The 24,082-nt window shown below is 69.2% G+C and carries 21 protein-coding genes; 12 read left to right on the plus strand and 9 right to left on the minus strand.

Annotated features, from left to right (window positions below; all coding sequences use genetic code 11):
* Positions 1 to 1,134: 1,134 nt before the first annotated feature.
* Positions 1,135 to 2,631 (minus strand): oligopeptide:H+ symporter, encoded by a 1,497-nt coding sequence (locus ACIRB1_RS31205; RefSeq protein WP_403467736.1) that lies wholly within the window; start codon positions 2,629 to 2,631, stop codon positions 1,135 to 1,137.
* Positions 2,632 to 2,950: 319 nt separating this feature from the next.
* On the opposite strand from ACIRB1_RS31205, the gene ACIRB1_RS31210 reads away from it, so the two are divergent.
* Both ACIRB1_RS31210 and ACIRB1_RS31215 read left to right on the plus strand, forming a co-directional pair.
* Positions 2,951 to 3,628 (plus strand): response regulator transcription factor, encoded by a 678-nt coding sequence (locus tag ACIRB1_RS31210; protein ID WP_174447603.1) that lies wholly within the window; start codon positions 2,951 to 2,953, stop codon positions 3,626 to 3,628.
* Between the two features lie 164 nt (positions 3,629 to 3,792).
* On the plus strand, positions 3,793 to 5,070 hold the full coding sequence (locus tag ACIRB1_RS31215; protein WP_352184905.1) for an ATP-binding protein: 1,278 nt from the start codon (positions 3,793 to 3,795) through the stop codon (positions 5,068 to 5,070).
* A gap of 28 nt (positions 5,071 to 5,098) precedes the next feature.
* Here the strand turns inward: ACIRB1_RS31215 and ACIRB1_RS31220 are convergent, their stop codons facing one another.
* Positions 5,099 to 5,617 (minus strand): GtrA family protein, encoded by a 519-nt coding sequence (locus tag ACIRB1_RS31220; RefSeq protein ID WP_352184906.1) that lies wholly within the window; start codon positions 5,615 to 5,617, stop codon positions 5,099 to 5,101.
* A gap of 163 nt (positions 5,618 to 5,780) precedes the next feature.
* Between ACIRB1_RS31220 and ACIRB1_RS31225 the strand changes: the two genes are divergently transcribed.
* The 4 genes from ACIRB1_RS31225 to ACIRB1_RS31240 all read left to right on the plus strand — a co-directional run bounded on the left by ACIRB1_RS31225 (position 5,781) and on the right by ACIRB1_RS31240 (position 9,913).
* Positions 5,781 to 6,920 carry a 5-(carboxyamino)imidazole ribonucleotide synthase gene (locus ACIRB1_RS31225; RefSeq protein ID WP_352184907.1) on the plus strand — a complete coding sequence of 380 codons (1,140 nt, stop codon included), beginning with the start codon at positions 5,781 to 5,783 and terminating at the stop codon, positions 6,918 to 6,920.
* The gene (gene purE, locus ACIRB1_RS31230) at positions 6,917 to 7,456 is read left to right on the plus strand and encodes a 5-(carboxyamino)imidazole ribonucleotide mutase (RefSeq protein WP_352184908.1); all 540 of its coding nucleotides are present in this window, start codon (positions 6,917 to 6,919) and stop codon (positions 7,454 to 7,456) included. Before ACIRB1_RS31225 ends, purE begins: the two co-directional genes overlap by 4 nt.
* A 5-nt stretch (positions 7,457 to 7,461) precedes the next feature.
* A complete protein-coding gene (locus ACIRB1_RS31235) occupies positions 7,462 to 8,640 on the plus strand; it encodes a dipeptidase (RefSeq protein ID WP_352184909.1) in 1,179 nt (392 codons plus the stop codon).
* 130 nt (positions 8,641 to 8,770) lie between these two features.
* The gene (locus ACIRB1_RS31240) at positions 8,771 to 9,913 is read left to right on the plus strand and encodes a dipeptidase (RefSeq protein WP_403467737.1); all 1,143 of its coding nucleotides are present in this window, start codon (positions 8,771 to 8,773) and stop codon (positions 9,911 to 9,913) included.
* Between the two features lie 54 nt (positions 9,914 to 9,967).
* Here ACIRB1_RS31240 and ACIRB1_RS31245 read toward each other — a convergent pair whose 3' ends face one another.
* Both ACIRB1_RS31245 and ACIRB1_RS31250 read right to left on the minus strand, forming a co-directional pair.
* Positions 9,968 to 10,351, minus strand: coding sequence for a VOC family protein (locus ACIRB1_RS31245; RefSeq protein WP_403467738.1), 384 nt, complete (start codon positions 10,349 to 10,351; stop codon positions 9,968 to 9,970).
* 47 nt (positions 10,352 to 10,398) lie between these two features.
* Positions 10,399 to 10,800 carry a VOC family protein gene (locus ACIRB1_RS31250; protein ID WP_403467739.1) on the minus strand — a complete coding sequence of 134 codons (402 nt, stop codon included), beginning with the start codon at positions 10,798 to 10,800 and terminating at the stop codon, positions 10,399 to 10,401.
* A gap of 104 nt (positions 10,801 to 10,904) precedes the next feature.
* On the opposite strand from ACIRB1_RS31250, the gene ACIRB1_RS31255 reads away from it, so the two are divergent.
* Positions 10,905 to 11,411: a CGNR zinc finger domain-containing protein gene (locus ACIRB1_RS31255; RefSeq protein ID WP_403467740.1), complete on the plus strand. Its 507-nt coding sequence runs from the start codon at positions 10,905 to 10,907 to the stop codon at positions 11,409 to 11,411.
* Between the two features lie 118 nt (positions 11,412 to 11,529).
* Here ACIRB1_RS31255 and ACIRB1_RS31260 read toward each other — a convergent pair whose 3' ends face one another.
* Entirely contained in the window at positions 11,530 to 12,873 is a 1,344-nt protein-coding gene (locus ACIRB1_RS31260; RefSeq protein ID WP_352184914.1) for a UDP-glucose/GDP-mannose dehydrogenase family protein, read from the minus strand.
* A gap of 179 nt (positions 12,874 to 13,052) precedes the next feature.
* On the opposite strand from ACIRB1_RS31260, the gene ACIRB1_RS31265 reads away from it, so the two are divergent.
* Complete coding sequence (locus tag ACIRB1_RS31265; protein WP_352184915.1) at positions 13,053 to 14,210, plus strand: acyl-CoA dehydrogenase; 1,158 nt, start codon at positions 13,053 to 13,055, stop codon at positions 14,208 to 14,210.
* Positions 14,211 to 14,398: 188 nt separating this feature from the next.
* Here ACIRB1_RS31265 and ACIRB1_RS31270 read toward each other — a convergent pair whose 3' ends face one another.
* Positions 14,399 to 15,574 (minus strand): tyrosine-type recombinase/integrase, encoded by a 1,176-nt coding sequence (locus tag ACIRB1_RS31270; RefSeq protein ID WP_403467741.1) that lies wholly within the window; start codon positions 15,572 to 15,574, stop codon positions 14,399 to 14,401.
* 140 nt (positions 15,575 to 15,714) lie between these two features.
* On the opposite strand from ACIRB1_RS31270, the gene ACIRB1_RS31275 reads away from it, so the two are divergent.
* Entirely contained in the window at positions 15,715 to 16,266 is a 552-nt protein-coding gene (locus tag ACIRB1_RS31275; RefSeq protein ID WP_403467742.1) for a hypothetical protein, read from the plus strand.
* 505 nt (positions 16,267 to 16,771) lie between these two features.
* Positions 16,772 to 17,578 (plus strand): aminoglycoside phosphotransferase, encoded by an 807-nt coding sequence (locus ACIRB1_RS31280; RefSeq protein ID WP_403467743.1) that lies wholly within the window; start codon positions 16,772 to 16,774, stop codon positions 17,576 to 17,578.
* A gap of 220 nt (positions 17,579 to 17,798) precedes the next feature.
* Here ACIRB1_RS31280 and ACIRB1_RS31285 read toward each other — a convergent pair whose 3' ends face one another.
* Positions 17,799 to 19,085, minus strand: coding sequence for an LCP family protein (locus ACIRB1_RS31285; RefSeq protein WP_352184916.1), 1,287 nt, complete (start codon positions 19,083 to 19,085; stop codon positions 17,799 to 17,801).
* Between the two features lie 92 nt (positions 19,086 to 19,177).
* On the opposite strand from ACIRB1_RS31285, the gene ACIRB1_RS31290 reads away from it, so the two are divergent.
* Positions 19,178 to 19,729, plus strand: coding sequence for an acyl-CoA thioesterase (locus ACIRB1_RS31290; RefSeq protein ID WP_328831033.1), 552 nt, complete (start codon positions 19,178 to 19,180; stop codon positions 19,727 to 19,729).
* A gap of 58 nt (positions 19,730 to 19,787) precedes the next feature.
* Here ACIRB1_RS31290 and ACIRB1_RS31295 read toward each other — a convergent pair whose 3' ends face one another.
* Positions 19,788 to 21,242, minus strand: a complete 1,455-nt coding sequence (locus tag ACIRB1_RS31295; protein WP_352184917.1) for an LCP family protein — start codon at positions 21,240 to 21,242, stop codon at positions 19,788 to 19,790.
* Positions 21,243 to 21,368: 126 nt separating this feature from the next.
* Here ACIRB1_RS31295 and ACIRB1_RS31300 point away from each other — a divergent pair, with 126 nt between their 5' ends.
* Positions 21,369 to 22,403 carry a glycosyltransferase family 2 protein gene (locus tag ACIRB1_RS31300; protein WP_352184918.1) on the plus strand — a complete coding sequence of 345 codons (1,035 nt, stop codon included), beginning with the start codon at positions 21,369 to 21,371 and terminating at the stop codon, positions 22,401 to 22,403.
* A 25-nt stretch (positions 22,404 to 22,428) separates the two neighbouring features.
* Here ACIRB1_RS31300 and ACIRB1_RS31305 read toward each other — a convergent pair whose 3' ends face one another.
* A complete protein-coding gene (locus ACIRB1_RS31305; RefSeq protein WP_403467759.1) occupies positions 22,429 to 24,006 on the minus strand; it encodes an LCP family protein in 1,578 nt (525 codons plus the stop codon).
* Between the last annotated feature and the right edge of the window lie 76 nt (positions 24,007 to 24,082).

The raw sequence follows: 24,082 nt of genomic DNA on the forward strand, positions 1-24,082 counted from the left end.
CCTCCCTCTTCCCCCGCCTCCCGCCCTGCCTCCCGTCTCTCCCCCCCGGGCCCTAGCCGTCCTCCCTCTTCCCCCGGCCCTCGCCCTCCTTCCCGTCTCTCCGCCCCCCGGGGCTCTCGTCCTCCCTCTCGCCTTCGTCGTGGCTCGTAGAGGGCGGCGGCTAGGAAGGTGATGGCGAACAGGGCAGGCTCCTCGCCCCTGCTCCCGTCGTCGACTTCTTCTCCGCGTCTCCTGTGCCGTTTCCGAGGGGCTCGGGCCGCCGGTTTTCTTCTCCTCGCGCACCCACCACTCCCGCCGCCGCCCTCCACAAGCCGGGGTCTTTTCTAACCAGTCATCGCATCCGACAGTGGTTAGATTTACCCACAGCTTCCAGGGCCCTCCAGGGCCCTCCGGGTCGCCCGTTGGCTGGCCGCCGCTGCTCCCTGCTTGTTGACTGCTGAGGAAGTCCCCGCCGGGCGGTAGCCGCCCAGTAGGGCTGGCGCGTAAGCAAGACGGCAGCGCTCCCCCACCCATGGCCGATGGCCGGTCGGCGCTGCGTCGGTGTGGGCCTGCGCAGGAGGTGCCTGTCCGTGCGCCTGTGTCTCTCCTCACCGGCGGTTGGCCGCTGGGCCGGTCCGGCGCGCGGGTGGGACGCCGACGTGTCACCCTCGCCCTCGAACCCGGTCCTCTTTGAAAGCCGGGAACATTTCTAACTGGCCAAGGGTGCGACAGCGGTTAGATTTATACCTGGCTTCCAGCACCCACCCACCCATCCACTCACCCCTCGTCCACGCACTCAGGGTTGGCCGCTGAGCCGGCCCGGCGTGCTGGCGAGGCGCGAGCGCGTATCCCTCACACCGGCCAGCAGCCCAGTACAGATATGGGCCTTTCTGCCTGGCCACCCATCCTTCCGGGCCGCTCGCTCGCTTCTGAAACGGGCTGGAGCGGTCCTAGTCAAGGGTGGCCCGTAGGGCCATCGCCGGAGGCGACGCGTAGCGCAGCGGAGCGCCCTTTACTCGGGCCGTGGAAGCCCGACACTGGCCGAGAAGCGAGTGGCCCAACGGTGACTTGGGGATGCCGGGGGGTGTGAGAAGGGCCGCCACATCCCGGGGGATGTGACGGCCCTTTCGGTGAGTCGTCGTAGGGCGGACTCGGTCAGTGGACGTCGCCCATGAGTTCTCGGACCTTCTTGCGGTACATCCAGACCGCCGCGCCGGCGAGGACCGCCAGGAAGGCCTGGAGGGCGACGATGCCGGTCTTGTTGAGGTCCACGCCGGCGATGGAGAGGAGGCCCGTGGTCGCGTCGCCCGCTGTGACCGCCAGGAACCAGACGCCCATCATCTGGGAGGCGTACTTCGCGGGGGCCATCTTCGTGGTGACGGAGAGGCCGACGGGGGAGAGGGTCAGCTCGCCCACCGTCTGGACGAAGTAGATCGCCACCAGCCACATCGCCGCCGCCTTGTGACCGCCGTCGGCGATCGCGAGCGGGGCCAGGAAGAGGAAGAAGGACGCGCCGATCAGGACGAGGCCCATCGCGAACTTCGTCGCCGTGCTCGGCTCCTTGCCGCGGCGGGCCAGGGCCAGCCAGGCCCAGGCGAAGACCGGGGCGAGGGCCATGATGAGGACGGGGTTGACGGACTGGTACCAGGAGATCGGGAAGTTCCAGCCGAAGACGGTGTTCTTCGCCGAGGAGTCGGCGAACAGGGACACCGTCGAGCCGCCCTGGTCGTAGATCATCCAGAACACGGCCGCGGCGACGAAGAACCAGATGTACGCGGACATCTTCGACTGCTCGGAGCGGTCGAGGTCCTTGTCGCGCTTGATGCGGGCGATCACCAGGACGGGGATGACCAGGCCGGCGATCGTGATCGGGACCAGCAGCCAGTTCAGGGTGTAGTGGCCGGAGAAGCCGACGATCGCGTAGAAGACGACGGCGACAGCCGCCCACAGGGCCGACTTGCGGAGCGTGGCCGCCTTCTCCTGCGCGGACAGCGGCGTGGGGACGATGTCCGAGCGGGAGCTGAGGTGGCGCGTGCCGAGCAGGTACTGGGCGAGGCCGAGGGCCATGCCGACCGCGGCGAGCGCGAAGCCGAAGTGCCAGTTGACGTTCTCGCCGACCGTGCCGATGGCCAGCGGCGCGGCGAACGCGCCGACGTTGATGCCGATGTAGAAGAGCGTGAAGCCGCCGTCACGGCGCGGGTCGTCCGGGCCCTCGTAGAGGTGGCCGACCATCGTGGAGATGTTGGCCTTCAGCAGGCCCGAGCCGATCGCCACCAGGCCGAGGCCCGCGAAGAACGTGCCCGAGGTCGGCAGCGCCAGGGTGAGGTGGCCGAGCATGATGACCACGCCGGCCACGGCGACCGTCTTGCGGGGGCCGAGGACCCGGTCCGCGAACCAGCCACCGGGGAGGGTGAGCAGGTACACGAGCGACAGGTACACCGAGTAGATCGCGGTCGCGGTGGCCGCGCTCATGTGCAGGCCGCCGGGTGCCACCAGGTACAGCGGGAGGAGAGCCTTCATGCCGTAGTAGGAGAATCGCTCCCACATCTCGGTCATGAAGAGAGTGGCCAGTCCGCGGGGGTGGCCGAAGAAGGTCTTCTCGGAACCGGGGGTGCCCGGAGTCACCGAGTCCTTCGTCAGGCTGGACGCCATGATCGATCCTTGCTGGTCGGGAAACCGCACACAAATAAGACCTTCAGCCGTAAAAGCTCGCCAAAGGTCTTCAGTGTCACTACAGGCGGTCAGGCCACCATACGGCAGGACACTGCCGGATATGGAAGGACTTGAGACATCGATCACAGGGATTAGTGGAACCGCGAGCACCTTTTCGAAGGTGGATACAAGGATCACACCCCACAGGCAGAGGTTCCGACCACCTTCTTCACAGAAGCGAATGCGGCGTGCCGCAAGGTAAGAACCACTCGTGGCGATCACACCCCGACCGCTGTCCGAGGCGGACTACCATCACCCCATGACCCGTGTACTGCTCGCCGAGGACGACGCGTCCATCTCGGAGCCGCTGGCCCGCGCTTTGCGCCGGGAAGGTTACGAGGTCGAGGTGCGCGAGGATGGCCCCACAGCGCTCGACGCCGGCATTCAGGGCGGCATCGACCTGTGTGTCCTGGACCTGGGCCTGCCCGGCATGGACGGCCTGGAAGTGGCCCGCCGACTGCGCGCCGAGGGCCACACCGTCCCCATCCTCATCCTGACCGCGCGCGCCGACGAGGTGGACACCGTCGTCGGACTCGACGCGGGCGCCGACGACTACGTCACCAAGCCCTTCCGGCTCGCCGAACTGCTCGCCCGCGTCCGGGCCCTGCTCCGGCGCGGTGCCGCCGAGCCCGCGCAGCCGCCCGCAACGCACGGCGTCCGGATCGACGTCGAGTCGCACCGCGCGTGGATGGGCGACGAGGAACTCCAGCTCACCGCCAAGGAGTTCGACCTGCTGCGGGTTCTGGTGCGGGACGCGGGACGGGTGGTCACCCGGGACCAGTTGATGCGCGAGGTCTGGGACACGACGTGGTGGTCGTCGACCAAGACCCTCGACATGCACATCTCGTGGTTGCGGAAGAAGCTCGGTGACGACGCGGCCAACCCCCGGTACATCGCCACGGTGCGGGGTGTCGGGTTCCGGTTCGAGAAGAGCTGACCCGGTTTACGCGCGTCATCACCGTGGTGGCTCGGGTGGGTGCACGGGTGCGGGCTGTGCGTGGCTCGTCGCGCCCACGCGGCGGCCCCGCGCATCGACACTGCCCGCGCCCCTGAGGGCGCCGCACACACCGGTTCTCACACAGTCTCCGGCCGGAGGGCTCCGTGCGTCGTCGTCTTATTCAGTCCACCCTCGCCGTGGTGCTCGTGGTGATCGCTGTCTTCGGTGTGTCCCTTGTCATCGTGGAGACGCGGACCATCAGCAACAGCGCTCAGGAACGGGTGGATTCCGAGGCGCTCCGGCTGGCCAGCATCGTGGACAGCCGGATTCTCGGCGCCGAGATCGTCGACTCCGAGGTGCTGCGCACGCAGGTCACCGAGGACCGGTACGCCGTGATCCGCATCCCGGGCGACCCGGTGATCGAGGTGGGCACCAAGCCGGCCGGTGACGTCATCCGCTCCACCGCCAAGGGCGAGGAGGGCGAGACGGTCACCGTCGAGGAGCCCCGCTCGACCGTCACCCGCGAGGTCGGGCGGACGCTGCTCATCATCGGCGCCGTCGCCCTGCTCGCCGTGGTGGCCGCCGTCCTGCTCGCCGTACGGCAGGCCAACCGGCTCGCCTCCCCGCTCACCGACCTCGCGGAGACCGCGGAGCGGCTCGGTTCGGGTGACCCGCGGCCCCGGCACAAGCGGTACAGCGTCCCGGAGCTGGACCGGGTCGCCGATGTCCTCGATTCCTCCGCCGAGCGCATCGCCCGGATGCTCACCGCCGAGCGGCGGCTGGCCGCCGATGCCTCGCACCAGTTGCGTACGCCCCTGACCGCGCTGTCCATGCGCCTTGAGGAGATCACCCTCACCGACGACCCGGACACGGTGAAGGAGGAGGCGACGATCGCGCTGACGCAGGTCGAGCGGCTCACGGACGTCGTGGAGCGGCTGCTGACGAACGCGCGGGACCCTCGTACCGGCTCCGCCGTCTCCTTCGACCTCGACGAGGTCATTCAGCAGCAGCTCGCCGAGTGGCGGCCCGCCTACCGCAGTGCCGGGCGCGCGATCGTCAGCTCGGGCAAGCGGCATCTTCAGGCCGTCGGCACCCCGGGCGCCGTCGCGCAGGTGCTGGCCGCGCTGATCGAGAACTCTCTGATGCACGGCGGCGGCACGGTCGCCCTGCGCACCCGCGTCACCGGCAACCAGGCCGTCGTGGAGGTCACCGACGAGGGACCCGGGGTGCCGACCGATCTCGGCGCCCGCATCTTCGAGCGCACGATCAGCGGCCGTAACTCCACCGGGATCGGGCTGGCCGTCGCGCGCGACCTCGCGGAGGCGGACGGCGGGCGGCTGGAGATGCTGCAGGCGCAGCCGCCGGTGTTCGGGCTGTTCCTGTCGCGTACGCCGCCGACGAAGCGGGTGCCCGTGGACGACGACGAGCCCACGGTCCGCTGAGGGAGCGGGGGCAGGCGGAGAGAGTGGTTCAGCTCACGTGCTGCTTGGGGCGGGGCAGCGGCTCGGTGGCGGGAGCGGGGACGGCGGGGTCCGCCGACTCCGCCAGCACCTCGTCCTCCACCGGCAGCGCCTTGAACACCCAGCTGCGGTACGACCAGAAGCGGAACAGCGTCGCGATGCCGATGCCGAGCACCTTGAAGACGTTGCGCTGCAACGAGCTGTCCCAGCCGAAGCCGTAGATCGCGGCGAACAGGACGCCGTTCTCGATGACCAGGCCGACCAGGCTGAACGCCAGGAACAGGCTGAGTTCCTTGGTGCGGGCGCTCTTGTCGCGGTCACGGTAGGTGAAGTAGCGGAAGCCGACGTAGTTGCACCCGATGGCGACGATCGTCGCGATCACGTTGGCGCGTACGGCCTGGAGGCTGGTCAGATGCCACAGCAGGTTGGAGACCGCGAAGTTCACCACGGTGCCGACCACGCCCACCGCGCCGAACTTGGCGACCTCGCGGGCGAGCCGTTTGAAAGGCCCTTCGGAACCACGTCCCATGGTTGTGCAGGCCCCTGTCTTCTCGGATTCTCGACCCAGTCATGCTAACCACCGCTTTCCCCCGGCGTCCGCGAAGCCGCTCACAGGTCGGGAAGAGACCCGGAAAAGAACGGTAAGAGGTACGGAAATCAGGCCGCCCTGGCGTGACCGATACCCTGAGGGGGTGACGTTCCCGGTAGTCGGCATGGTCGGCGGCGGTCAGCTCGCTCGTATGACACACGAGGCGGGCATCCCGCTCGGCATCAAATTCAAGCTCCTCAGTGACACCCCTCAGGATTCCGCGGCGCAGGTCGTCGGCGATGTCGTCATCGGCGACTACCGCGACCTCGACACGCTGCGTGACTTCGCGCGGGGCTGCGATGTGATCACCTTCGATCACGAACACGTACCCACCGAGCATCTGCGCGCCCTGGAGGCGGACGGCATCCCCGTGCGCCCCGGCCCGGACGCGCTCGTGCACGCCCAGGACAAGGGCGTGATGCGGGCCAAGCTCGTCGAGATCGGTGTGCCGTGCCCACGGCACCGGCTCGTGAGCGACCCCGCGGACGTCGTCGCGTTCGCCGGGGAGGGGGAAGGCTTCCCCGTCGTCCTCAAGACCGTCCGCGGCGGCTACGACGGCAAGGGCGTCTGGGTCGTCGACTCCCCGGAGGAGGCCGCCGACCCGTTCCGCGCCGGCGTCCCCGTCCTCGCCGAGGAGAAGGTCGACTTCGTGCGCGAGCTGGCGGCGAACGTCGTCCGCTCCCCGCACGGGCAGGCCGTCGCCTACCCGGTGGTCGAGTCCCAGCAGGTCAACGGCGTCTGCGACACGGTCATCGCGCCCGCCCCCGACCTGGACGAGTCCCTCGCGCTGCACGCCGAGGAGATGGCGCTGCGCATCGCCAAGGAACTCGGGGTCGTCGGCCATCTCGCCGTCGAGCTGTTCCAGACCCGCGACGGCCGCATCCTCGTCAACGAACTCGCCATGCGCCCGCACAACTCCGGTCACTGGACCCAGGACGGCGCGGTCACCAGCCAGTTCGCGAACCACGTCCGCGCGGTCCTCGACCTCCCGCTGGGCGATCCGCGGGCCCGGGCCCCCTGGACCGTGATGTGTAACGTTCTCGGCGGCGACTACCCGGACATGTACTCCGCGTATCTGCACTGCATGGCCCGGGACCCCCAGCTGAAGATCCACATGTACGGCAAGGACGTGAAGCCCGGCCGCAAGGTGGGCCACGTCAACACCTACGGCGACGACCTGGACGACGTCCTGGACCGCGCCCGTCACGCAGCCGGCTATCTGAGAGGCACGATCACCGAATGAGCCCCGTCGCAGGACCCGTCGTAGGAATCGTCATGGGGTCGGACTCCGACTGGCCCGTCATGGAGGCCGCCGCGAAGGCCCTCGACGAGTTCGAGATCGCGTACGAGGTCGACGTCGTCTCCGCGCACCGCATGCCCCGCGAGATGATCACGTACGGGGAGCGCGCCGACGGCCGCGGCCTCAAGGTGATCATCGCGGGCGCGGGCGGCGCCGCCCACCTCCCCGGCATGCTCGCCTCGGTGACCCCGCTCCCGGTGATCGGCGTGCCCGTGCCGCTGAAGTACCTGGACGGCATGGACTCGCTGCTGTCCATCGTTCAGATGCCGGCCGGGGTCCCCGTCGCCACCGTCTCGGTCGCCGGCGCGCGCAACGCGGGTCTGCTCGCCGCCCGCATCCTGGCCACGCACGACGACGAACTCCTCGTCCGCATGCGGGAGTTCCAGCAGGAGCTGAACGACCAGGCCGCCGAGAAGGGCAAGCGGCTGCGCGCCAAGGTCGAGGGCGGCGGCGCCAGCGGCTTCGGTTTCGGGAAGTGACGGCGATGACGTCACTGGACCGGGCCCGGGAGCTGCTCCGCGAGTTCCCCGTCGTCGACGGGCACAACGACCTGCCCTGGGCGCTGCGCAAGCAGGTCACCTACGACCTCGACGCCCGCGACATCGCCGTGGCGCAGAACGCGCACCTGCACACCGACATCCCGCGGCTGCGCGAGGGCGGCGTCGGGGCGCAGTACTGGTCGGTGTACGTCCGCTCGGACCTGCCCGACCCGGTGTCGATGACGCTCGAACAGATCGACTGCGTACGGCAGTTGCTCGCCCGCTACCCGCGGGACCTGGCGCCCGCGCTGACCGCCGCGGACATGGAGGCGGCGCGCGCCGAAGGCCGTATCGCCTCCCTCATGGGTGCGGAGGGCGGCCACTCGATCGCCAACTCCCTCGGCACGCTGCGGGGGTTGTACGCGCTCGGCGTCCGCTACATGACGCTCACGCACAACGACAACGTGGCGTGGGCGGACTCGGCGACGGACGAGCCGGGCGTGGGCGGGCTGTCGGCGTTCGGCCGGGAGGTCGTCCGCGAGATGAACCGCGAGGGCATGCTCGTCGACCTCTCGCACGTGGCGGCCACGACGATGCGCGACGCGCTGGACACGTCGACCGCCCCGGTGATCTTCTCGCACTCCTCGGCGCGCGCGGTCTGCGACCACCCGCGCAATGTCCCGGACGACGTGCTGGAGCGGCTGGCCGGCAACGGCGGCATGGCGATGGTGACGTTCGTACCGAAGTTCGTGCTCCAGGCCGCCGTGGACTGGACGGCCGCGGCCGACGACAACATGCGCGCGCACGGCCTGCACCACCTGGAGACCACGGCGGAGGCGATGAAGGTGCACCGCGCCTTCGAGGAACTCCACCCGCGCCCCGTCGCCACGGTCTCCACCGTCGCCGACCACCTCGACCACATGCGTGAGGTCGCGGGCGTCGACCACCTCGGCATCGGCGGCGACTACGACGGCACGGCCTTCACCCCGGACGGACTGAACGACGTCTCCGGCTACCCGAACCTCATCGCGGAACTGCTCGACCGCGGCTGGTCCACCACCGACCTGGCCAAGCTGACCTGGCAGAACGCGGTACGGGTGCTGGGCGCGGCGGAGGACGTGGCGCGGGACCTTCAGGGGACGCGGGGGCCGTCGAACGCGACGATCGAGTCGCTGGACGGCTGACCGGCGGGTGAGCCGCGCGGCGCGGGAGCGCCTGTTCCCGCGCCGTACCCCGAACGCCCCGCCCACCAGGAAGCCCCCACGTCAGCGTGCGACGGTGACCGTACTGCCGTAACGACGTACGGAGCCCGCCATGGCCGACCTCCAGGACCAACTGCACGCGACGACCGAGGTCGGCGAGCTCGACGACTTGGTCCACGAGCCCTTTCCCGGGGGGCCCTTCCCGCCGGACACCGCGGAAGCGTACGATCCCGTCTCCGACCCGGACGCCGCCCCGCTGGAGCGCGCGCACGCCATCCTCGCCGCGCACCCCGTCGCGGACGGCTACAGCGGGCTGCCGTGGGCGCTGCGGCACCTGCCGTGGTTCGACCTGGAGCTGGGGGAGAGCTCCGTGGACACCGACGTGCCCCGGCTGCGCGAGGGGCACGTGGGCGCGCTGTTCTGGTCGCTGCACCTGCCCGAGGGGCTCGCCGGGGACCGGGCCGTCGGCGCCACCCTGGAGCAGCTCGACCTGGTGAAGACGGTGGTCCGCGCCCACCCCGAGGGGCTGCGGCTCGCGCACACCGCCGGCGAGACCACCGACGTGCGCAACTGCGGCCGTATCGCCGTGCTGCTCGGCCCCGCCGGAGCCGCCGCGCTCGGCGACTCGCTGGGCATCCTGCGCTCCCTGCACGCGCTGGGGCTGCGGGTCCTCACGCTGTCCCGGGTGTCCTGGGCGAGCGAGGCCGGGCTGACCCGGTTCGGCGAGGAGGTGGTCCGCGAGATGAACCGGCTCGGCGTGCTCGCGGACCTCTCCGGCGCCTCCGACGGCACCATCCACCGCGCCCTCGCGGTCTCCAAGGCGCCCGTCCTGTTCACCCGCTCCGCCGCCCGCACGCTGCGCCCGCACCCGGCCAACCTCTCCGACGAACTCCTCGCCGCGGTCGGCGCCGCCAAGGGCCTGTGCATGGTGCCGCTCACCGCCGAGCAGACCGGCCCGTCCGTCCGGGACGTCGCCGACCACCTCGACCACGTGCACGAGGTCGCGGGCCGCGAGTGCGTCGCCCTGTCCGGCACGTACGACGCCGGTACGGCCCACCCGCAGGACCTCGCCGACGCCTCCTGCTACCCGCACCTCATCGCCGAGCTCCTCCACCGCGGCTGGTCCGAACCCGACCTCGCGCTGCTCAGCTGGGGCAATGTCCAACGCGTCCTGCGCAGCGCCGACTTCACCGCGCGGGCGGCACAGCAGCGCCGGGAGCCGTCGACGGCGAAGATCGCGGAGCTGGACGGGTAGCGGGCGGTTCCCCAGGTCCTGCGGGTCGTACAGGCCCTACAGGTCTTACAGGTCCTACGGGTGGTCGATCCGGCAGAGGCAGAAGGGGTGCCCCGCCGGGTCGGCGTACACCCGGAAGTCCTCCTTGTCCTCCTGGTGCAGGGGCCGCGCGCCGAGCGCCAGGGCCTTGGCCTCCGCGACCTCCAGCTCCTCCCAGGTCGACCCGGAGTCGAAGTCGAGATGAAACTGCTGCGGCCGGTCCGCGCGCGGCCACTCCGGCGGGGTGTAGTCCGTCACCCGCTGGAAGGCGATCCGGGGGCCGTCCGGGATGTTGAGTACAACCCACTCGTCGGTGGCGACGTGGGGCGTGCCGCCGAGGATGCCGGCGTAGAACCTGGCGAGCGCGACGGGGTCGGGGCAGTCGATCACGGTGGAACGGAAACGGGCGACGGCGGTCAAGGCGACCTCTCTGGTGTCGGTGTCGGGGGCGATCGCGCCGCTGGTCGTCAGCAGGCGCAGAGGCAGAACGGGTGCCCCGCCGGATCGGCGTACACACGCCAGGTGCGGGCCCGGTCGTCGGTGTCCAGCGGTCTCGCGCCCAGGGCCAGGACGCCCTTCTCGGCCGCGTCCAGGTCCGTGACGGTCAGGTCGAGATGGAACTGCTGGGAGCCGCCGGGCGCGGGCCACTTCGGCGGTTCGTGTCCGGGGGCCTTCTGGAACGCGAGTGTCCGTCCGCCGGGGAGCTTCAGGTCGAACCAGGCGCCCTCCTCGTCCTCCTCGGGGGTGCCGCCCAGGATTCCGGCGTAGAAGGCGGCGAGTGCGCGGGGGTCGGGGCAGTCGAGGACCACTGCGCCCAGTTCGGCGATGGGGGCGGGAGCGGTGCCGGGGCGGGGGTCGGGGTCGGTCATGACGGACTCCTCCTTGTTACCCGTTGACGGCGTGAGCCGGTAACGACGGTTACTGCATGCTCCCGTACAGGGGGTAACGTCGCAAGCATGAAGTGGTCGCGCACATGAGTGAGAGAGTCCCCGCGCCCGGAGACCTGGCCCTGATCGAGGCCCTGGTCAACACCCTGGACATCGAGGCGGGCACCGACGAACTCGACACGGCGGACGGCCGGGCCCCCTTCGGCCTCACGGAGCCGGAGCTGCCGGCCGCCCGCGAACTCCGCGAGTCCCTGCGCGCCACCCTGCTCGCCCACGCGGGCCACCCCGCGCACCGAGCGACCACCCCGCTCGGCGAACTCCTGTCGCGGGCCCCGCTGTTGATCGCGGTGGACGCCCACGACGGCTCCGCGAGCCTCGAACCAGCCGACTCCGCCCCCCTGCTCTCCCGGGTGGCATCGGCGGTCGCCCAGTCCCTCGTCCAGGGCATCTGGCCCCGCCTCAAGGCCTGCGAGGCCCCCACCTGCCACTGGGCGTACTACGACCGCAGCCCGGCGGGCCGGGGGCGCTGGTGCTCGATGGCGGTCTGCGGGGCACGGGCGAAGATGCGGCGGTACCGGGCCAAGTCGCCTTGAGGGAGGGCGACTTGAGCGGTCACGGCGCCCCGCACAGTCCAGTGGTGCAGAATGCAGCCAGACGTCGGTCCGGCCGACTGAGCCTCGGCCGGACCGACGTCGTCCGCCCGGCCGCGCGCTACGCGGTGGGCCGCCCCATCGCCCGGAACGTCCAGCCCGCCTTCCGCCACAGCGCCGGGTCGAGGGCGTTGCGGCCGTCCAGGACCACGCGGGCGCGTACCGCGTCGCCGAGGGACGCCGGGTCCAGCTCGCGGAACTCGCGCCATTCCGTCAGGTGCAGGACCACGTCCGCGCCGCGCACGGCCTCCACGGCGGTGTCGGCGTAGCCGAGGGTCGGGAAGAGGCGGCGGGCGTTGTCCATGCCCTTCGGGTCGTAGACGGTGACCTGGCCGCCCTGGAGGTGGATCTGGCCGGCGACGTTGAGCGCGGGGGAGTCGCGGACGTCGTCGGAGTCGGGCTTGAAGGTCGCGCCGAGGACGGCGACCCGCTTGCCGAGGAAGGAGCCGCCGCCGAGCGCCTCGCGGGTCATCTCGACCATCTGGCCGCGCCGGCGCATGTTGATGGAGTCGATCTCGCGGAGGAAGGTCAGCGCCTGGTCGGCGCCCAGTTCACCGGCGCGCGCCATGAACGCCCGGATGTCCTTCGGGAGGCAGCCCCCGCCGAAGCCGATCCCGGCCCGCAGGAACTTCTTGCCGATCCGCTCGTCGTGCCCGATCGCCTCCGCCAGCTTCACGACATCGCCGTCCGCCGCCTCGCAGACCTCGGCCATCGCGTTGATGAAGGAGATCTTCGTGGCGAGGAAGGAGTTCGCGGCCGTCTTCACCAGTTCGGCGGTCGGGAAGTCCGTCACGACGAACGGCGACCCGTCCGCGATCGGCCCCGCGTACACCTCGCGCAGCAGCCTCTCGGCCCGCTCGCTGCGGACGCCGACGACGATTCGGTCGGGGTGCAGCGTGTCCGCGACGGCGAAGCCCTCGCGCAGGAACTCCGGGTTCCAGGCCAGCTCGGCGTCCTCGCCGGCGGGCGCGTGCGCGGCGAGGTAGGCGGCGAGCCGGTCCGCCGAGCCCACGGGGACGGTGGACTTGCCGACGACCAGCGCGGGACGCGTGAGGTGCGGGGCGAGCAGCTCGAAGGCCCGGTCGACGTACGACATGTCGCAGGCGTACTCCCCGTGCTTCTGCGGGGTGTTCGTGCACATGAAGTGGACGTCGCCGAACTCGGCGACCTCGGCCCAGTCCATGGTGAAGCGCAGCCGCCCGGTGGAGCCCTCGATCCCGGCGACATGCTTGCGCAGCAGGTCCTCCAGCCCCGGTTCGTACATCGGGACCTCGCCCCGTTGCAGCATCTCGATCTTCTCGGGGACGACGTCCAGCCCCAGCACCTCGTAGCCCAGCTCGGCCATGGCCGCGGCGTGCGTGGCGCCGAGATAGCCGGTGCCGATCACGGTGATCTTGAGGGCCATGAGTGCTCCAGAAGGGGGACGGGGGCGATGCGCGCCCGAGCATAACCGGCGCTCTCACCGGGCACCTTTCCCCCTGTCGCCAAGCTCACGTATCACTCCCGTGGGCGGGCCCCTAAAATTTGGGTTACTTAACGGTAATTAGCGCCGTCATCACAGCGTCCCTTGGAGCGTGAGAGACCTTGGCCGGATCGGCTGACTTCGACCTGTACCGCCCGTCGGAGGAGCACGACATGCTCCGCGACGCGATCCGCTCACTGGCCGAGGCGAAGATCGCGCCGTACGCCGCCGCGGTGGACGAGGAGTCCCGCTTCCCGCAGGAGGCCCTGGACGCCCTCGTCGCGAACGACCTGCACGCCGTCCACGTACCCGAGGAGTACGGCGGCACGGGCGCGGACGCGCTGGCCACGGTGATCGTGATCGAGGAGGTGGCCCGCGTGTGCGCGTCCTCCTCCCTCATCCCCGCGGTGAACAAGCTGGGCTCGCTCCCGGTGATCCTCTCGGGCTCCGAGGACCTGAAGAAGCGGTACATGACCCCGCTCGCCAAGGGCGACGCGATGTTCTCGTACGCCCTCTCCGAGCCGGACGCGGGCTCGGACGCGGCCGGCATGAAGACGAAGGCGGTCCGCGACGGCGACCACTACGTCCTGAACGGCGTGAAGCGCTGGATCACGAACGCGGGCGTCTCCGAGTACTACACGGTGATGGCGGTCACGGACCCCGAGAAGCGCTCCAAGGGCATCAGCGCCTTCGTCGTCGAGAAGTCCGACGAGGGCGTCTCCTTCGGCGCTCCGGAGAAGAAGCTCGGCATCAAGGGCTCCCCGACCCGCGAGGTCTACCTCGACAACGTCCGCATCCCGGCCGACCGCATGATCGGCGCCGAGGGCACCGGCTTCGCCACCGCGATGAAGACCCTGGACCACACCCGCATCACCATCGCGGCCCAGGCCCTCGGCATCGCCCAGGGCGCCCTCGACTACGCCAAGGGCTACGTCCAGGAGCGCAAGCAGTTCGGCAAGCCGATCGCCGACTTCCAGGGCATCCAGTTCATGCTCGCCGACATGGCCATGAAGATCGAGGCCGCCCGCGCCCTCACCTACCAGGCCGCCGCCGCCTCGGAACGCGGCGACAAGAACCTCACCTTCCAGGGCGCCGCGGCCAAGTGCTTCGCCTCGGACGTCGCCATGGAGGTCACGGTCGACGCCGTCCAGCTCCTCGGCGGCTACGGCTACACCCGCGACTACCCGGTCGAGCGCATGATGCGCGACGCCAAGATCACCCAGATTTATGAAGGCACGAACCAAGTTCAGCGGATCGTGATGGCAAGGAACCTTCCCTAGCAGGGTTTTTGCAGGTCAGGGGCCGTTTCGAGGTCTGGAGGAGCGCTCTCGGCTTCCTGCCCGTTGCGGCCCGATCAGGGCTGTTCCTGGGCATCATGCTGGGGGAAATCCTGGGCGGAAAACAGCCAGTGACCTGCACAAACAACACAGCCCCCGGCAGGATGCCGGGGGCTGTTGTCGTACGCGTCTCAGGCGACCTCTGACACCTCCGACGGGTCGTCGGCGCCGGGCGTCAACATCGTTGCGATGGCGGCTCGACCGCGCTGCTCGGCTCCTTCGAAAATGTAGTGATAGTGCTCCCTCAGCACGTCTGTGCTGCTGTGGCCCATCCAGTCGGCCACGTCGTTCTCAGGGACTCCGGCGTACAGAAGCCGCGACCCGTAGTAGTGCCGGAGTGAGTGCGCCTTGCAGTACTTCACCTGTCCGTTGTCCAGCGCCTCCATCCAGATCTTCGGGTAGAAGTAGGACGCGTAGAGGTAGCCAGTCCGCGTCACGTTGGGGAAGAGAAGCCGTTCCGGCCCCCATACGCCGTGGTTCTTGATGTGCCGCCGTAGCTCGAAGGCGACGTTCGGCGGGAGGGGGACGGAACGCCCTGGCTCGCCTTCATCGCGAGCCTTGATGTGCCGACGCTGGATCGCGCTGTTCTTCCCCGACTCGGTGTCGCCGTCCTCCGCAATCTGGAAGTCGACGCGCAGCGTCTCCGCCTTGAAGTCGATCTGATCGCGGGACACCGCCATGGCCTCACCCAGCCGCAGGCCGCACCCGGCCATGAGCCACAGCATCGCGCGGTATCGCGGAGGAGCGGCATCCAACATCGCCAGAACTTCCCGCGTCGTGAGCCGCCGTGCGGTGCTCTTCTGCTCCCGGATCTCCTTGGCGCGGCTCCCTGCGCCCTTGACCCTCTTGCACGGGTTCCGGCCGATGATCTCGTCGGCGACGGCCCAGTCCATCATCCCGGAGAAGAACGAGAACCGCTGACGGCGTGTACGGGCGGACAGCTTCCGATCCTGCTCCATCCACAAGAGCCACTGCTCAACATCTGCGACCTTCAGGGACACGATGGACCGAGCCTTGAAGAATGGCTCAAGGGTCGTTCTCTGGATGGATCGGTACTGCTTCTTGGTGCTGTTCTCCAGCTTCCTTTGATCCGTCCACTGCTCCCACACGGCCGTCACAGGCTGCTTGCCCAACCGGTCGTCCAGGTAGGTCCCGGCGTCGAGTTCCTGTTCCTTGCGCTTGCGCTGGTCGTCAGCTCGCGTCTTGGTGCTGAAGGTCTTCCGACGCTGCTTGCCGTCAGGGTCGTACCAAAACGTCGTCCACTTCTTCGGGTCGTCCGTCGATCGTGCGACCCATGCCCTTGCCACTGAGGCGCCCCCTCTTGCTGCTGCCGACACACGGGACCCCCGCCGCCGTGCCAGTCACTCACTGGCGTCTCAAGTTTGCTCATCAGCCACCCTGGGTTGTCAACACAGGGTGGAGCACCCTGTGTGGTACTTTCGGAAACATGGACGCGGATGAGAGCGGGTTCGAGATCACTCAGGAGCAAGGGGCCTGGGTGATCCGCATGTGGTGGCCGGCCGGACCGATCGCGGGAGGGCCGCAGCGGATCACTGTCGAGGCGTCAGGAGACGCTGTCACTCGTGACGTGGCGCGCGGGATCTCCACGACCGTTCTGCGCAGGCTCGACCTGGCGGCGGCCATGAAGCTGGCTGAGCAGGCGCCCGAACTGCAACAGGGCATGGCGGAGGTGACGGCGAAGGTGGAGGAAGCCGGATCGTCGGCGGGTCTGCTACTAGCCGACCAAGGGGTGTCAGAGACCTACTTGGCCATGCTGGCCGCGACTTACAAGACCATGGCTGACACGGGTGCTCCGGCGCCTGTTCCGTGGTTGGCGCGGCTCATCGGTCGCCGTCCCGAGACCGTGAAGGATCATCTCAAGCGGGCGCGAAGAGAGGGGTACCTGACCACCGTTGCGGGCAAGGCTGGCGGCGACCTGACTGAGAAAGCGACGGAGGCACTTGCGACCTTCGCTAAATCCGGTGACGAACAAGGCTGACATTCGCTATTGCTGAAGCAGCACACAATGAGCCCCCAGGGAACTGGGGGCCTTTCTTTTTTAGTGAGGGGCCTATGCAGACGAAGCTGATGACGGTGGATGACGTGGCCGACTGCCTGACAAACCCCGGTCGTGGGTGTACGGCAATTGGCGGCGGGAGAAGATCCCGTTTCGCAAGGTTGGCCAGGCACTCAGATGCAGGCTGAATGACCTATGAAGATGATTGATTCGATTTTCGCGACGTGCCGTGAACCGTGGACATACCCCCGTGGCCACGTCCCGAGCGAAGAACCCTGTTCTTGTTGACGCGCCCAGAGTCGCGACCAACTGAGCCGACCGGACTCGTCATTGTCGAAGGCGTTGAGTCGCTGACTCCGGCGATCCTCGCCGCGTGCAACGACGACAACCCGTATCAGGGATCGTGGGTAGCGCGCTCCGCGCGGGCTCCATGGCGTTGACTCGTCACGGGGCTCGCGCGGGCCGTCTCATGAGAGTGTGGGGAGCTGTGGCCGCAACGCGAATCACCTTCGAAGCCCTTCCGCCTGCCGCGCTTTCGGCGGTTGAGAAGCTAACCGGTCCAGTACTCAAGACCGAGACCGTAAGCCAGGGATTCAACAGCGAACTCGCCGCGCGTGTATTCACCGACTCCGGGTCGTGCTTCGTCAAAGGACTTCGCACTGACCACAGGTGGATTTGGACTCAGCGCCGCGAAGCTGAGGTGAACCCGTTCCTTCACGGAATCGCCCCCGGCTTGCTCTGGCAGATCGAAGAAGCTGGTTGGGTACTCCTCGGGTTCGAGAACCTGCAAGGCCGCCACGCCGACTACACGGCCGGATCACCAGACCTGCCGAAGGTTGCCGACTTGCTTCGCCGACTCGGCCAAGCCACCTGCCCCGAAATCCAGTTGAGGCAGGCAGAGCAACGTCTTCAGGTGTACGCGGCCAAACCGTCAGACCTTGATTACTTCGCCGGTCACTCACTGCTTCACACAGACCTGAACGACCACAACGTCATCGTCAACGACTCCGCGTATCTCGTCGACTGGGCATGGGCAACGCGTGGAGCCGCATGGCTTGACGCCGGGTATTGGGTCGTGTGGCTCATGGCTGCCGGACGCCACGAACCGGAGTCGGCGGAACAGTGGGCTCGTGAGATCCCCTCTTGGCGCGTCGCTCCCACGGAGGGAGTTACCGCCTTCGCTCAGGCGACCGCGAACGTGTGGGAAGAAATCGCCGGGGATGACCCGGACGAATGGACAGGGCGCATGCTCCGAGCGTCCCGTCTCTGGGCCAGGTTCCGACAGCGGAGCTAGCCTCTCAACTGCCCTGTCCTGGACATCCTGGGTAACCCCCTGCCGGAGGGGGTGTTAGCACAGGTCCAAGCCATATCACCTGTAGAGCACCCAGATCTACGAGGGCACGAACCAGGTCCAGCGCATCGTGATGGCGCGGAACCTGCCGTAGCGGCATGTGAGCCGGCATGGCGAAGGGGGCCCTTGTCCAAGGGCCCCCTTCGCCATGCGACCGGTCGGGTCAGTTGCCCGAGACCGTCACCTTCTGGTCGTTGTTCAGCTCGTTCACCAGTGTCTTCACCTTCGCCTTGTCCCAGACGAGGTTGCCGCCGACCGAGCCGGAGATCGGCATGTTCATGGAGGTGCCGTCGCCGCCGCTGACGCCCTTCATGGCCCAGAACATGGACGCGAGGTCCCACAGGGACATGCCCTTGTCGACCGAGAGGGAGTCGAGGCCTGCGCCCAGCGTCGGGTAGAGCTTGAAGGGGTTCATGAGGGTGCCCGGGGTGGCCACCTGGTGGGCCAGGGCCGACAGGAACTTCTGCTGGTTCTTCGTGCGCTGGAGGTCGGACGCCGCGAACGCGTGCCGGGTGCGGACGAAGGCCAGGGCCTCCTCGCCGTTCAGGGTCTGCTTGCCGGCCTTGAAGTTCGCGCCCGAGTACGAGTCCTTGAAGCCCTTGTCGATGTCGATGGTGACCCCGCCGACCGCGTCCACGATGTCCGCGAAGCCGTTGAAGCCGATCTCGACGTAGTGGTCGATGTGCAGGCCCATGTTGTACTCGACGGTCCGCACGAGCAGCGTCGGGCCGTCCTCCGCGTACGCCGCGTTGAGCTTCGTCTGCCGGCCCGTGTTCTGGTACGTCTTGCCCGAGGTCGAGCCCACGTACGACGGGATCGTGACGTTCGAGTCGCGGGGCAGCGAGATCAGGGTGTCGCCGCTGCTGCCCACGTGCAGGATCATCATCGAGTCCGTGCGCTTGCCCTCGGCGGAGCCGGTGTGCAGCTTCTTCTTCTCGGCCGCGCTCAGCCCCTCGCGGCTGTCGGACCCGACGATCAGGTAGTTCGTGCCGTCGCCGCCCGACGGCCGGTCGATCACCTTCGACAGGTCGACGTCCCGGTTCAGCTTGGAGTCGGCCCAGAAGTACGTGCCCACGGTCGTCACGATCAGCACGGTGACCACGGTGATCGCGGTCCACTTGATCCGCCGGCGCCAGTTCGGCGCGCGCCGCGGACCGCGCCCGCCGTCCGGCCCCTCCGGACCGCCGGGGCCGCCACCGCCGTAGACCTGGCCGGTGTTGTAGCCGCTGTCGTACCCGTTGTCGTAGCCGCCCTGGCCGTTCTGGTCGTCATAGCCCTGGCCGCCCGTGTACGACGGCTGCGGCGGGACTCCGGCGCCGTACGGCGGGGCCTGCGGGCCGCGTCGTACCTGGCGCATCACACGTGCGCTCTCCGGCTGTGCGTTCGCGCTCCCGCGTCCGTACTCATTGCCGCGGTTGCCGCCGGACCATCCCTCGGGCCAATCGTTCATGGGGCCCAGTGTGCAGGTTGCGGCCATGTCCTTTACAAGGGTCGTAGGAAAATCAGGGCACTGCTGTTGCGAAGCCAACACAAAGTCCGCAGATGTCGCCCCGGCATAAGGTGAGGACCATGACAGACCTGCCGGGCAAGCCGACGTCCGCCTCCCGGACCACCCTCAGCCACATCATGACCAACGCGGACACGAACCTTCTGGGGACCGTGCACGGCGGGGTCATCATGAAGCTGGTCGACGACGCGGCGGGCGCCGTCGCCGGCCGGCACAGCGGTGGTCCGGCCGTGACCGCGTCGATGGACGAGATGGCGTTTCTGGAACCGGTCCGCGTCGGCGACCTCGTCCATGTGAAGGCGCAGGTCAACTGGACCGGCCGCAGCTCCATGGAGGTCGGCGTGCGGGTCCTGGCCGAGCGTTGGAACGAGTCGACCCCAGCCACCCAGGTCGGCTCCGCCTACCTCGTCTTCGCCGCCGTGGACGCCGACGGCAAGCCCCGCGCGGTACCCCCGGTCCTCCCTGAGACGGAGCGCGACGAGCGCCGCTACCAGGAGGCCCAGATCCGCCGCACCCACCGCCTGGCCCGCCGCCGCGCGATCATGGAACTGCGCGAGAAGCGGGCCGCGGAGGGCCTCGACGACTGAGATCCGCCCCTCGGGGCTGTTACAGAACGCCCCACTTCATCAAGAAGGCCCCGTCCCGCTACGAACACCCCACCTCGTCCCCGGACACCACCCCGAACTCACCCTGCTGCGCATCCGTCGCCCGCACCCGCGTGACCTGCTTGAAGTCACTCCCGGCGATCACCTTCAGCACCGGCCCCTGCCCTGTCACCGCGCGCAGCTCGCTCCCGGGGAGCGCCGCCGCGAGCGACTTCGCGGACCGGTCCCAGCGGGGGTCGTAGGACACCACCGTGCGTCGTACGGCGTGGTCGGCCGCGCTCGTCGGCAACCGCGTCGTACGGAAGCCGGTCGCCGCCAGCGCCGCGTCCACGCGCTTGCCGAGACCGCCGGTCGCCGTGCCGTTCTCCACCTGGACCTGGATCTGCTGCGGGGCCACGTCCACCTTCACGGAGTTGGCGCGCGCCGGCTTGTGCACCGCCAGGGGCTTGTCGTCCCGCAGGGCCTGGAAGAGCTTCGCCGCCTTCGCCTGGTCCCATTTCAGGGTGGAGCCGATGCCCTTCACGACGAAGCCCATCTGTCCGATCGGCACGGTGGTGAACTCGGAGGACGACGGGGAGAAGTTGCGCATCGCCCGGCCCAGGTCGAGCAGTTCGTCGGTGCCGAATCCCTTGTCCGCGCGGACCGAGCCGAGCACCGCGCGGGTCACGTCACGGAACTTCAGCGGGTTCAGCAGCACCCCGGACGAGGTGGCCTGGTCGATCAGCGCCGCCAGGAAACGCTGCTGGCGCTTCATCCGGCCGAGGTCGGAGGCCCCGTCGACGTGCCGCGAGCGGACGTACTGGAGGGCCTGCCCGCCCATCAGGGTGTGCGTGCCGGCGGGCAGGTCGAGACCCGTGTACGAGTCCTTCAGGGGCTCGGCGGTGCAGATCCTGACCCCGCCCAGCACGTCGACCGTCTTCATGAAGCTGGTGAAGTCGACCTCCAGATAGTGGTCGATCTTCACGTGCGTCATGGACTCGACGGTCCGCACGGTGAGGCTGGGGCCGCCCTCCGCGTACGCCGCGTTGAGCTTGATGGGGTGCGGGCCGTGCTGCTCGCCGGTGGTCTGGTCGGTGTGCGGGGGCGTCTCGGCGTAGGAGTCGCGGGGCAGGCTGACGACGCTGGCGTGCTCCCGGTCCTCCGAGATGTGCACGATCATGATGGTGTCGGTGCAGTGACAGGGCGCGCCGCCCAGGTGGTACTGGCGCCGCTCCGTCTCGGTGATCTTGTCGCGGCCGTCGGTGCCGACGAGCAGGACATTCATGCCGTTGCCCGCGCGCGGCCGGTTCTTCATGTCCTTGAAGGGGTCGACGCGGGCGATGTCCGCGTCGAGGCTGGTGACGACCGCGTGCCCGATCCCGGCGGAGGCGAGCACGACCACGGACAGCGTGGTCGCCGCCCGCATGGCCCAGCGCGGCTTCTTCGGTCGTACGGGGGGCCGTGGGGGCCGCCGCGGTGGACGGGCGGCGGGGGAGCGGCGAGGCGGCGTGGGCATGGGGGACACCTCCGCGAGGGCCGTACGTGGGATCGTGAGCACCGTAGGCCGATACGATCTGATACCACCGCAGCCGCCCGGGCGGGGCGCGTCCGTGTCCCCCGTTCGCGGTAACGTGAGCCCCCTATGAACGCCATTCCCGACGTGCGACTCCCCGCCGTTTCTGTGATCATGCCCGTCCTCGACGAGGAACGGCATCTGCGCGGAGCCGTCCAAGCGATCCTCGCGCAGGAGTACGCCGGCGAGATGGAGGTCGTCATCGCCCTCGGTCCCTCCAAGGACCGCACGGACGAGATCGCGGCCCAGCTCGTCTCGGAAGACCCGCGCGTGCACACCGTCCCGAACCCCACCGGCCGCACGCCCGCCGCCCTCAACGCCGCGATCAAGGCCTCCCGCCATCCGATCGTCGTCCGCGTCGACGGCCACGGCATCCTCTCGCCGAACTACATCGCCACCGCCGTACGCCTCCTGGAGGAGACCGGCGCGCAGAACGTCGGCGGCATCATGCACGCCGAGGGCGAGAACGCCTGGGAGGACGCGGTCGCCGCCGCGATGACCTCGAAGATCGGCGTGGGCAACGCGGCCTTCCACACGGGAGGCGAGGCGGGCTCCGCCGAGACGGTCTACCTCGGGGTGTTCCGCCGCGAGGCCCTTGAGCAACAGGGCGGCTACAACGAGGAGTTCATCCGCGCCCAGGACTGGGAGCTGAACTTCCGCATCCGCGAGGCCGGCGGCCTGATCTGGTTCTCACCGGAGCTGCGGGTGTCGTACCGCCCCCGCCCGTCGGTGAAGGCGCTTGCCAAGCAGTACAAGGACTACGGCCGCTGGCGGCACGTCGTCGCCCGCTACCACGAGGGCTCCATCAACCTCCGCTACCTCGCCCCGCCGACCGCCGTCTGCGCGATAGCGGCCGGCATCGTGGTGGGCGCGGCCCTCACCCCCTGGGGCTTCCTGGTCCCCGGCGGCTACCTCGCGGCGATCGCCCTCGGCTCCCTCCCCGCGGGCAAGGGCCTCTCGCTCAAGGCCCGCCTCCAGATCCCGGTGGCCCTCGCCACCATGCACATGTCCTGGGGCTACGGCTTCCTCACCAGCCCCAAGTCCCTTGCCCGCAGGGTGATCGCGTCCCGGCGGCCCGCGGTGCTCAGCCCGTCCAGCAGCTGAGCACCGCCGCACACGACGACCCGGACTACCAGACGTAGTTCGGGTCGACGTGCATGCAGGCCGTGGTGTCGGAGCCGTTGAGGGCGTCCGCCGACGCCGGGGTCCTGTCGTCCGCCGCCGCGGCCTTGTACTTGGTGCCGTCGGCCCAGTCCGCGCCGACGACCAGGGTGACCCCGGAGACGCTGGTGGACTTCTTCACCGCGCTCGTCGGGATGCCGAGGGCCTTGGCGACCCGCTGGGCGTCGCCCTCCAGGTCGGCGCTCGGATAGCGGATCACCGTCTTGGCCTCGCTGGGGGCCGAAGAGGAGTCGGCCACCGCCTCCTTGAAGCCCTTGCCGACGAGGAGCGCGGCCACCGAGGTCGCCCGCCCGCGCACCGCGCCCGTCGCGTCGGTGCGGGTGCCGTTCTCCACCTGTACGGCGATCTTGTCGTCGGCGGCGGCCGGATCGGTGGACGCCTTCGCCGCCGCGGCCTTCTTCTTGTCCTTGCCGTCCAGCGCGATGTCCTCGCGGACCAGCCGGAACAGCTGCTCGGCGTCGGCCGGCTTGGGCACCACCCGACCGCTGCTGCCCGCGTACTCCCACGGCATCGTCGTCATGGTGATGCGGTTCGTCGGAACCTTCCTCAGTTCCTTGCTCAGGTCGTACAGCTTGGCGACCGTCCCCAGGCCGTTGTCGACCGTGATCGCCTTCGTGGCCGTCTCGGCGAGGCCGCGCAGCTCCGTCGGGTTGCTCAGCGTCGCGTTCTCCCGCAGCTGCCGGACCATCGAGTTCATGTACTGGTGCTGCGCCTTGGTGCGGGCGATGTCGGTGTCGTCCTCGAAGCCGTAGCGCGTACGCAGCCACTGCAAGGCCTGCTGGCCCTTCACGGACGTCGTGCCCTTCTTCAGCTTCAGGCCGGAGCCCTTGCCTGCGGAGGTGTGCGAGTAGATGTTGGCGTCCACGCAGACCGGCACCCCGCCGATCGCGTCCGCCATCGACACGACACCCGCGAAGTCGACCATCATGAAGTGGTCGATGTGGATGTCGGTCAGCTTCTCCCAGGTCGCCACCGTGCAGCCGGGTCCGCCGCGGCCCAGTGAGTCGTTCGTGATGACGTCCGTCTCGGCCGCGTAGGTCTTGCCTGTGTGCGGGTCCGTGCACTTGGGGATGTCCGTCAGGGTGTCGCGCGGCATGCTCACCACCGACATGTTGGAACGGTCCGCCGAGACGTGCAGCAGCATCTGTACGTCGGCGCGGGGCGCGGTGTTGAACGTGTCCTTCGCGCCGCCGAGCTTCTGGTTCTCCGCGGAGTCCCGCGCGTCCGAACCGATCAGCAGGATGTTCAGCGGCTTCTGTCCGGCCGCGTTGGCCCGGGACTCGGCCGCCCTGTCCTTCTCGTCCCCGAGGTTCAGGGGGTCTTTCTTTATGTTGTGGTTGAGGTGCTGGTAGTACAGGTATCCGGCGCCGGCCGTCCCGAGTATGACCACCGCGAGCACGATCGCCGACCACCGCAACGCCCGTCGCCTACGGCCCTTGCGTCTGCCGCCGTCCCCGCCCCCGTCCGACGCGCCCGCGCCCTTCCCGGCCTCCGGTCTTCTGCCGTCCGCCGGCGTGAGCGACATCGTGTCCTCGACGGCCGGCACCTCCCCACGCACGCTGCTCTGCGTCACGTCCCCACCCCTCCCACCCCGCGCCCTG

It is taken from the genome of Streptomyces sp. NPDC096013 (assembly GCF_044763565.1).
Taxonomy (GTDB): domain Bacteria; phylum Actinomycetota; class Actinomycetes; order Streptomycetales; family Streptomycetaceae; genus Streptomyces.